At 27.2% G+C, this 10391-nt stretch carries 7 protein-coding genes; 6 read left to right on the top strand and 1 reads right to left on the bottom strand.

Annotated elements, in window-relative coordinates; genetic code table 11:
• The first annotated feature begins 759 nt into the window (after positions 1-759).
• From B5G32_RS12550 to B5G32_RS12540, 3 genes are read left to right on the top strand one after another with little or no spacing between them, the layout of a single operon-like run.
• Positions 760-966, top strand: a complete 207-nt coding sequence (locus B5G32_RS12550; protein ID WP_087936841.1) for a helix-turn-helix domain-containing protein — start codon at positions 760-762, stop codon at positions 964-966.
• An 18-nt stretch (positions 967-984) separates the two neighbouring features.
• The gene (locus tag B5G32_RS12545; protein WP_087936840.1) at positions 985-4143 is read left to right on the top strand and encodes a helicase-related protein; all 3159 of its coding nucleotides are present in this window, start codon (positions 985-987) and stop codon (positions 4141-4143) included.
• A 3-nt stretch (positions 4144-4146) separates the two neighbouring features.
• Complete coding sequence (locus B5G32_RS12540) at positions 4147-7572, top strand: Eco57I restriction-modification methylase domain-containing protein (protein ID WP_087936839.1); 3426 nt, start codon at positions 4147-4149, stop codon at positions 7570-7572.
• Here B5G32_RS12540 and B5G32_RS12535 read toward each other — a convergent pair.
• Entirely contained in the window at positions 7558-7989 is a 432-nt protein-coding gene (locus B5G32_RS12535) for a hypothetical protein (RefSeq protein WP_204209732.1), read from the bottom strand. The genes B5G32_RS12540 and B5G32_RS12535 overlap by 15 nt on opposite strands.
• A gap of 102 nt (positions 7990-8091) precedes the next feature.
• Here B5G32_RS12535 and B5G32_RS12530 point away from each other — a divergent pair, with 102 nt between their 5' ends.
• From B5G32_RS12530 to B5G32_RS13860, 3 genes are all read left to right on the top strand, one after another.
• The gene (locus tag B5G32_RS12530) at positions 8092-8700 is read left to right on the top strand and encodes a master DNA invertase Mpi family serine-type recombinase (RefSeq protein WP_087936838.1); all 609 of its coding nucleotides are present in this window, start codon (positions 8092-8094) and stop codon (positions 8698-8700) included.
• Between the two features lie 79 nt (positions 8701-8779).
• On the top strand, positions 8780-9454 hold the full coding sequence (locus tag B5G32_RS12525; protein ID WP_087936837.1) for an AbiTii domain-containing protein: 675 nt from the start codon (positions 8780-8782) through the stop codon (positions 9452-9454).
• Positions 9444-9617, top strand: a complete 174-nt coding sequence (locus B5G32_RS13860; protein ID WP_158094024.1) for a hypothetical protein — start codon at positions 9444-9446, stop codon at positions 9615-9617. The genes B5G32_RS12525 and B5G32_RS13860 overlap by 11 nt, the downstream gene beginning before the upstream one ends.
• Positions 9618-10391: the final 774 nt, after the last annotated feature.

Below are 10391 nucleotides of genomic sequence, written 5' to 3'. Positions count from 1 at the left end.
GTGAAAAAGGACGTTTTTAAGATGTTTATAGCTATTCATGATCAAGTACCTCCAAGATATACCTATAAACAATTGGCCTATTATCAATAAAAAATTGATAATAGGCCGCACACTATCGTTGCAATGTTAATACTTTTCTTTGAAAAATAATAAAAAAAGAGAGAGGGTATATTTGCAATATAACCCTCGAATGTCATTCAGTCCTTAACTTAATGACATTGCTTATAAGTGATCTTTAATTTTAATTAATATTTTGTCTACAAGAACAACAATATCTATCTTAGGAAGTAAGGCGACTATTAAAGAAGATAGAAGATTATCTAAGAAAACTATACGTCAAAAAAACCAAATGGAATATATCTTTTAATTAAAAACTTATCAAGAACAAAAGTAAAATAATTTTATTTATCAAAACAAAGTTAGTACTTTTATTATCAATGGTAAAAACAAATTCGAAAGAAGAAAAAGATGGTTGATTAGCTAATGATAAATATTTTACACACAAATCAAAGCGTATGATATCATTTGAAATCAAAGTTTTAACTAAACAACTGAATAGATTATAAAAGAAAATTAAGCACAGAAATGCAAGTTAGAGATATGGTTTAAAGTGGAAAAATATATTTATAGAAGAAATTTGAACTTCTCAAAATGGGGCTTTTTATTTCGTTATTAGTAAAAATATTTGCATACATAAAGATTTATCTATTATTAAGTTGGATTATAGATTATAATTAGATAGAAAGAGAGAAAAAAGATATGAATGTTAGTTATAAAAAATTATTCAAATTATTGATTGATAAAGAATTAAAGAAAACTGAATTTGCGCGTATGGTGGGGATTGGACAAAATACATTAGCCAAACTCTCTAAAAATGAATATGTTTCTATGGAAGTTTTGGTCAAAATTTGTCGAGGACTAGATTGCAATATTGAAGATGTTGTTGAAATAAATCATGAAAAGTAGAAAAAAAGGGGGACAATTATGCGAAATACAGATTTAACTGTTTTTACGAATAAAAATGAAGATGGAATAAAATTATCAGATCGTTTAAATATTCTTCTAACAAATTCAAAATATTTTGATGTTTTAGTAGGTTATTTTCGGATTAGTGGTTTTTATTTGATCCAAGAACAGTTAGAAGATATAGAAGAAATCAGAATTCTTATCGGGTTAGGAACTGATATTGATACAATTAAAGCCGTAGATATATTTGAATTGTCTGGACATAACGCTATTCAAAGCATACAAATGAAAGTTATTGAGGAATTTAATGCAACGTCTGATGATAATTTAAATATGGAGAACGGAATAATCAAATTTTGTGAATGGATAAATACTGGGAAATTACATATTAGAATGTGTTTTGAGAAAAATGTACATGCAAAATTATATATAGTAAGAAAAAATCCAGATATAGTACCAGATCAATTTGGAAATCTTATTACAGGATCTAGTAACTTCACATTTAATGGTTTAGATAAAAATATCGAATTTAATGTTGAACTGAAAGACCAAGTTAATGTTCGATATGCATTAGATTTTTTTGATGAGCTCTGGCAAAAATCAAAAGAAATTACTACTGAGATATTAGATACCATTAAAAATGACACTTGGATGAATAAAAACATTTCCCCATACGAACTCTTCTTAAAAACAATATTTGTTTACTTCGAAGAAGAAATACAAACTCGTAAAATAGACTATGATTGGCCTGATGGTTATATGAAATTACAATACCAAGAAGATGCTGTTACTCAAGCTAGAAAAATATTAGCAAAACATGGAGGTGTCATCATTTCTGATGTCGTTGGATTAGGTAAAACATACATTGCTGCAATGTTAGGAAAACTGTTAGATGGTAGAAAATTATTTATTGTACCTCCTGTTGTGAAGGATAATTGGGAGCATGTTTTATCAGAATTTGGATATAAAAAATCAGATAAGGTTGTTTCTCTTGGGATTGTCGATCAAGTGGCTCAATGGGATGATTTAGCATCATTTAAACATGTATTTGTTGATGAAGCTCACCGCTTTAGAAATTCATCATCAACAGAATTCCAATACTTAAAAAAGATTTGTTACGGTAAGGGGGTAGTTCTCATTACGGCTACACCACAAAATAACACTATACTAGACATTGCTAATTTAATTACACTCTTCCAAGATTCGCGAAATTCATCAATAATTCCTGATAACAAAGATTTAGACAAATATTTTAGCGAATTACACAAGGAATTAAAGCTGAGTAAGAATGATCCTAAAACTATATCAAGAGTTGCATCAAATGTTCGTGACAAGGTTCTAAGACATGTTTTAATCAGAAGAACTAGAACCGAGATAAGTAAATACTATAAAGAAGATTTAGAAAAACAAAATTTACATTTTCCAAAATTAGAGGATCCTATTAGATTGGATTATATGTATGATGTAGAAATGGATCAAGCTTTTAATACTACAATAGAATTATTGAAGAAATTTTCATATGCAAGATACGCACCATTACTGTATTTGAAAGATAAAAAAAGAGTTGGGTCAGATAAGGCTAGGCAAGAAAATATGAAAGGATTTATTAAAACTTTATTAGTTAAACGATTAGAAAGTTCTATCTATGCTTTTTTAAGCACAGTAAAAAATATTATGAATTCTTCAGAAGGGTTCATCAGCTTATATGAATCGGGCAGAGTTGTAGTTGGTTCTGCTTCCCATACAAAATATAGTTTTAGTGATTTTGAACAAATGGATGAAGAAATATTCAAATTGACAATTGATTCATCAAATGTGGAAAGTTATAAACCTTCTGATTTTGAAGATGATTATATAGATAAGGTAATACGTGATCATGAGCTTCTAAAAGAAATTTATGAATTATGGAATAGTCTTGATATTCAAAATCGTGATTCTAAGTATGATTTGCTAAAAGAAAAAATCAGACTATTAAATAAAGAAAAAATCATTATTTTTTCTGAAGCAAAAGATACCGTAGATTATTTATTTAAAAAATTAAAAAATGATTTTGGAGATGTTGTCATTGATTTTAGTGGAAAAGACAGCATGGAAAAGAAACGATTTATACAATATAATTTTGACCCATTATTTGATAAAAAAGAAATTAATGATAAAAGAATTTTAATAGCAACTGATACATTAAGTGAAGGAATAAACTTGCACAAGGCTTCTATTTTGATAAATTATGATTTACCCTGGAATCCAACACGAATTATGCAAAGGGTTGGAAGAATTAATCGTGTTGGATCTAAAAATGAAATTTTGCATGTATACAATTTCTTTCCCAGAGCAAATACACGAGAACATTTATCACTTGAAGATGCCATAAAGGTAAAAATACAAATGTTTAATGAGTTGCTTGGTGAAGATTCTAAAACAATAACAAATGATGAAAATGTAAAATCATATAATTTATATGACTTTTTAATGATGGCTAACAAATTGCCTGATGAAGAAGCAATGAATTCTAATGCATTACAAATGACATATATACAAAAAATTAATGATATTATTCAAAATAATCCAAAACTTGCTGATAAAATACAAAAATTACCTGATAAGATTAGAGTTGCAAAAAGCACAAATGAAGATAGCAAACTAATTACATTTATAAAAAAAGGATGGATTAAAAAATTTATAAAATATGAAAATGGTGTATCAAATGAAATAGATTTTGAAGAAGCAATAAATTATTTGGAATCAAATGAAAAGGAGAAAAGTATTAGTATTCCAGAAAACTATTTTGATGGCTTGGATTCTAATAGAAGATTATTTTCAAATATTATTGATAATTCAAAAAGCAATAGTATTGGAACTTCGCAATCACCTAATGAAAAAAAGGTAAGACAATATATAAATGCATTATTAAATTTAACAACAATTAGTGTTAATGACAGAACATATTTAGAAAAAGTAAATGCTGCAATAATTAGAGGATCATTAAATAGTAGAATATTTAAAGATGTAAAAAAAGAAATAGATAAAAATACTAGCTCTGTGGATGATTTGATCAAAGCGTTTAAAACAATAATTGATGATGTATATTTGATGGAAAGAGATAACTATGATGTCACCAATTCGTTAAAAAAACCTGACATAATTGTTTTATCAGAATATTTAACAAGGGAGAAATAATTAATGGATAGTATAAAAAAATTACTAACAGTTCCTTACAATCAAGAAACTTTCAAAAAATTTGCAATTAACTTTTTAAAGGATGTAGTAACCGTACCTTTAAGAGAAAACACAATAATTCCTTTATCATTCAGAAGTACAATTGAATCCTATACTATATTTGGACAATATACGGATAACAATGGAAAAAGAGTAGTAATAATTTCAGTAAAAGTTAAGAATAATAGTTCAGCACAGAAAGCTCAAAGACAATTTATCTCTTATCTTTTAGCAAACGAATTTATTGGATTTAATGCTGCACTTGTAGCCTATTATGATAAGATAAGAGAAAATTGGAAATTGTCTTTTGTAACTATCGAATATAACTTTGGTGAAAAAGGAATTGAGTTAAAGTTTAAACCAGCTAAACGTTTTTCTTTTCTCGTTGGAAAAGATGAACCAACTAAAACATATGTTCAACAATTAGAACCCATATATGATTCTTTAGAGAAACCTTCTTTAAGTAGATTGAATGAGGCTTTTAGTGTAAATAGATTAACTAAAGACTTTTATGTAATGTATAGAGAAAAATTTGAAGAATTAACAAAATACTTAGTGAAGAATAAAGCATTTATTGAACAAGCTAAATCCGTACATGAAAAACCACAAAAATATGCTGTAACATTTGCAAAAAAGACACTTGGACAAATTGTATTTTTGTTTTTCGTACAAAAAAAAGGGTGGATAGGTGTTCCTAAAGACAAAGATTGGGGACAGGGAGATAAAGACTATATTTTTCATTCAACCAAATCATTTAACGGTTCAAATTATTTTGAAGAATTTCTTGAACCTCTCTTTTATGATGCATTAAATTCTAAAAGAGATGATGATATTTTCATGGGAGCGAAAGTACCTTTTCTTAACGGTGGATTATTTCATCCGCTTGATAATTATGATTGGAGAAAAACTGAATTTGGGATTCCCAATGAATTTTGGTTTAACCAGGATGAATCAGGATTCATAGATTTGCTCTCTCAATACAATTTTACAGTAGATGAATCTGATCCAAGTGAACAAGAAATTGCTATTGATCCCGAAATGCTAGGTAGAATTTTTGAATCTCTTTTAGATATAGAATCAAGAAAAAATAAAGGGGCTTTTTATACACCGCGTAATATAGTTCAAAATATGTGTATAGAAGCCTTAGCTAACAGAATATGCAGTCATTTAGATTTAGATTTTGATTCAATTGTAAGTTATATTAGATATGGGGATGCTCTAAAGGAGAGAGACTTTATTGAAGCATTTGCTAAAGATATAGATGAGTATTTAGCAACTTTGACTATCGTCGATCCAGCGGTTGGATCTGGTGCATTTTTAGTAGGTATGATGACTGAAATCACAAAGTTAAGATTGTCGTTACAACATGTTTATTTAGAAGAGCCACAAACAAGTTATGAAATAAAAATGAATTGTATTCAGAATACCTTATACGGCGTAGATTTAGAATATGATGCTATTGAAATAGCTAAGCTACGATTATGGTTATCTTTACTTGTAGATCAACAAATAGAAGGAAGTGCGCCTGCACCACTTCCAAATTTGAACTTTCATTTAAGAACTGGAAACTCATTATTTCAACATTATGAAGGAATTGAGTTATGGAACGATAATTGGAATACAAAAAAAAGAAAAGAAAGAAAAATTATAAAAAGATCATTGTTTGATTATGAATGGATTGATGATTTAATAGAAAGTATTAAAATTGATAAAAAGTTATTCTTTAGAATAACAGATGATACACAAAAAACATTGAAATTAGATGAAATTGAAAGAAAACAAATTGATTTAATTACTTCATTATTAGAACGAGACGGTAAAACAAAAGAAGCGGAAAAACTTTCTTCAATCTTAAAAGAAAAATCAAAGCCTTTCTTTATTTGGAAATTGGAATTTATGGAGGTTTTTGAAAATGGGGGATTTGATATCGTTATAGGAAATCCACCTTATATTTCAACGAAAGGAGTAGATAATAGTGAAAAACCTTCTCTTAAAGAAGAATACGGTTTTGCAGACGATACTTACAGTCATTTCTATTTTTTAGGAATGAAAATTTTAAAGGATAATGGAAACATAAGCTTTATTACTTCAAAATCATTTTGGACAACTCAAACAAAGAAAAATTTACGTGAATTGTTATTGAAATATAAAATCAATTATATTTTTGATACAGCTAATCCATTTGAGGCTGCGATGGTGGATACATGTATTATATTCGCAAATAAATTGGAAAGCGATGGTACCAACCTTATTAAGTTTTATGATGGAAAAGAATCATTTGATAATCCTAAAATTTATGAGGTACGTCAATCTATATATTTAAATGCAAATAATCAAGTGATTTTTATTCCTACTGATTCTAATATAAAAATTTATAATCAATTTAACAATATTGTAAGTGAATTATATAGAAAATGGTGGGGTAAAATTTCTACAAGTAAAAACATTACAAAAAATAAAAAAGAATTATCTATTTATAGAGAGTCATTAAAGCCAGGAGATGTAACCCTTTTAGGATGTCTAACAGATGGAGGGGTAGGATTACAAACCGGAAATAATGGTAAATATATTGCTGTTAGAAAATGTACGAAATGGGCAGATAATATCATTAACACTCGTCCAAAAAAATTAAAAGAAGCAATTGCAAAATATAATATTACCGAGTTGGAGAGTGTAGCTTCTATTTATTCATATTTAAATTCACTAAGCGAAAAAGAAATCGCAGAATTATTTGATTCGTTGAAGGAAAAATATGGCAGGGATATATTTGGTCAAGGTTATTTATATAAAATTGTTAACGAAGAAGAAATAGCAAATATAAATGATTTAACTGATGATGAAAAGGAAAACGGAATTTCAGAAAAAAAACCACATTATGTTCTATATGATAAAGGAGATAAAGACGGTAATAGATGGTATTTAAAAACACCGTTTGTAATATCATGGACCAAAGAAAATGTTCATTTATTAAAGACAGATAAAAGAGCTAGATATCAGGGCTATATGTACTTTTTTAAAGAGGGTTTTTGTTGGACTGATATTAATTCTACTTTTCTAAAATCCCGATTAAAAGATAAAGGTATTTTTGATGTAGTAAGTATGACATTATTTACACAAACTAATATTCCAGATTGGTTTTATGTGACGTTAATTAACACAAAATTTATAAGTTACTACGTAGATACTTTTATCAACAATACTAGTCATTTTCAAATTAATGATGCTCGTCAGTTGCCAATAATTATTCCTTCAGCTGAACAATTGGTGAAATGTAGAACTTTATTTGACAAAGCATTTGAAATAAAAAATAATTTAATGTTGAATGATGAAGAATTAGAAAAAGTAGAAATAGAAATTGAAATGTTTATTAGAAATTTATATAGAATATAGTTTTTCTATTATTTGGTCTATCTTATTTTGTAAAATTTCTAGCTTATTTTGAGTTTGATCATAATTTATTTCCATATTGAAATATAATTTTTTAATTTGAATTGCTTCTTCAAATATAGTGTTAATTTCTTTAAGTTGTTTGTCTGTAGGAATTATAATAGGTAATTGTCTAGCGTCGTTGATTTGAAAAGTTTGTGTATTATTGATAAATGAATCAACATATAAACTGATAAATGTAGAGTTTATTATACTAATCAAATAGCTTTCAGGACATAAACAGCTTAATCCATAAAGACTCATACTTTTGACATCATTTATACTTTTCTCTTTGATGCGACATTTTAAGTATGTTGTATTTATGTCTGACCAACAAAAACCCTCCTTAAAATAAAACTGAGGATTTCTTACTACTGGCATACCCTGTCCTTTTTTTCCGGAATTTGTTTTTAAAAAATGAACGTTTTATATATACGTTATATCATTCATGATGATCTGTTTAAAAATAAGGAGGGTTAGAAGATGATTTATGGTTATATTAGAGTCAGTACTGACAAACAAACTGTAGAGAATCAACGATTTGAAATAAACAATTTCTGTAAAAATGAAAATATTAATATAGATATATGGATTGAAGAAACTATTTCAGGTACAAAGAAAGTTGGTGAAAGAAAACTAGGAAAATTATTAAAAACACTTGATAACAATGATATTTTGATTTGCTCGGAATTATCAAGATTAGGACGATCAATGTTTATGATTATGTCTATTTTGAATCTATGTATGGATAAGGGAGTCAAAGTGTGGACTATTAAAGATAACTATAGATTAGGCGATGATTTAACATCCAAGGTTTTAGCTTTTGCGTTTGGTTTAAGTGCTGAAATTGAAAGGGATTTAATAAGCCGAAGAACAAAGGAAGCACTAGCTAAGAAAAAAACAGATGGTATTAAATTAGGACGACCAATAGGTAGTAAATCAAAAAATTTAAAATTATCAGGAAAAGAGAAATATATACAAAATCAATTAAAAAATAAAGTATCTAAAGTTCATCTGGCAAAAAAATTAAAAGTTAGTAGAAGTACATTATTTAATTTTATAAAAGAAAATAACTTAGATACATTTACCTAAAATAAGAATTATATTCATTCTTATTTTTGAAAGAGATAAATGCATAATTTTCAATAAATAAAATTGAAGGGAGAATTATATGCCAAAAACGCGAAGCAAAATTATAAAAGACTTGATTATGAATAAAATCAATGTTCTTCAAGCTATGCAAAGCTTGTATTTTATGTTGGAAGATATAGATGATTTAGAAATAAACAATTGGGTTAATAATGAAATGAATGGATATGCTAAAGATACTAAAATTCCAGAATATCGAAAAGTAAATACAATACTTATAGGAGACGTACAAGTAGGTTACACAATATATAACAATGTAAATATTCCTATAGCAGATGAAAAGGCATACAATTTCTTTTCTTCTTTTGAAATAAATGATCCTATTTCTGCGCTGATAAAGATGGCTGAGGCAGAAAATGAATCTGAAGAGCATTCTTTATATCTTGATGCTAATACATTACTAGTTGATAATTACAAATCAATAAATGGAACCGTAATACGAGCAAGAAGAAAATTAAGTATTTATTCGTATAATAATATTTTATCAATTATTAAGGATAAAGTGTTGGATATCTTTAAATTGTTAGAATATAACTACGGAAACCTCGATGAATTGTATATAGATTTTTCTGATGTTCAAAAAAAAGAAGTAGTACTCAAAGAAATTATACAAATTGTATATAATGATAACTCAATTAGTATTGGTGATAGTAATAAAATAAATGATAGTATCGTAGGAGATAATAATGAAAATTAATATAGGAAATAATAATAACATAAATAAATCGACAATTGGCAATAACAATAAATTCGAAAAAGAAAAGAGTAATTTCAAAAAAATAATTCTTGATTTATTAATTACAGTATTGGGTGGCCTAATAATTGGATACTTAGTTTATATATTTGGATGGAATAGTTAATAGACTATAGGGAGTGAATAGAATATAGATAGCATAACTGCTCGAAAATTATGCATATTAGAAGAGCAATTATAGGAATTTGAATTTGTTTCGAAATTAAAGAAATGGTGAAGATAGTCACATTAAAAGAAATACAAGATTTAAAAAATTTGATTGACTTAAACTTTTAGTTTTATAATATGGTGAACAAATGATAATAATCTTACTCTGCTTGGTAAGGCTGTTAATCCAGAGATTTTCCATAACGAATTAGAATCAAGTGTTTTAACCTTCTTTTTAAACCTTTTAAAAGTAGTATCGGTTTTAGACTTCGATTCTGTCAACAGTCTGCCATCAATGAAATAATCTTCACATACTGTTTCATCGACAATAATATTACTGCATACTCTCTTTCATTTAAATTGTGTTTTAATATTTTATCAGTTATCTGTTAGCATCTTCATATTCGTAGGTGATTTTTGTATTATTTTGACTGTTATCATTGATTTGCACAATTACGTATTTTAATACACAAGAGAATTATTAAATCTAGTTTGAAAAATCTGAAATTCACACATTATATGTCTAGAGCATCAAGATGCAAAGATAATGGTTTCATGGACTCGTTTCAATGGAAATTGATTTTCCAATGGTAACAATACTCCCTTATGGGAGTATTTCAGGCTGTTGACAAAGTGGTAGAATTTTTTATTAAATCTACCACTTCTTTTTATTTTTTATGCAAATTGATAAATTTGTACTATTTTCCTTATATGTCTTTCTTTTTTGTTCGGT

Source organism: Massilimicrobiota sp. An80 (assembly GCF_002159255.1).
GTDB classification, from domain to species: Bacteria; Bacillota_I; Bacilli_A; order Erysipelotrichales; family Coprobacillaceae; genus Allocoprobacillus; species Allocoprobacillus merdigallinarum.
The sequence above is the reverse complement of the archived record's forward strand: the minus strand, read 5'-3'. Positions and strand labels throughout refer to the sequence as shown.

Excerpts from the sequence above, each read along its gene's own strand:
- B5G32_RS12550 (WP_087936841.1), top strand. The coding sequence starts at position 760 with ATGAATGTTAGTTATAAAAAATTATTCAAATTATTGATTGATAAAGAA.
- B5G32_RS12545 (WP_087936840.1), top strand. The coding sequence starts at position 985 with ATGCGAAATACAGATTTAACTGTTTTTACGAATAAAAATGAAGATGGA.
- B5G32_RS12540 (WP_087936839.1), top strand. The coding sequence starts at position 4,147 with ATGGATAGTATAAAAAAATTACTAACAGTTCCTTACAATCAAGAAACT.
- B5G32_RS12535 (WP_204209732.1), bottom strand. The coding sequence starts at position 7,989 with ATGCCAGTAGTAAGAAATCCTCAGTTTTATTTTAAGGAGGGTTTTTGT.
- B5G32_RS12530 (WP_087936838.1), top strand. The coding sequence starts at position 8,092 with ATGATTTATGGTTATATTAGAGTCAGTACTGACAAACAAACTGTAGAG.
- B5G32_RS12525 (WP_087936837.1), top strand. The coding sequence starts at position 8,780 with ATGCCAAAAACGCGAAGCAAAATTATAAAAGACTTGATTATGAATAAA.
- B5G32_RS13860 (WP_158094024.1), top strand. The coding sequence starts at position 9,444 with ATGAAAATTAATATAGGAAATAATAATAACATAAATAAATCGACAATT.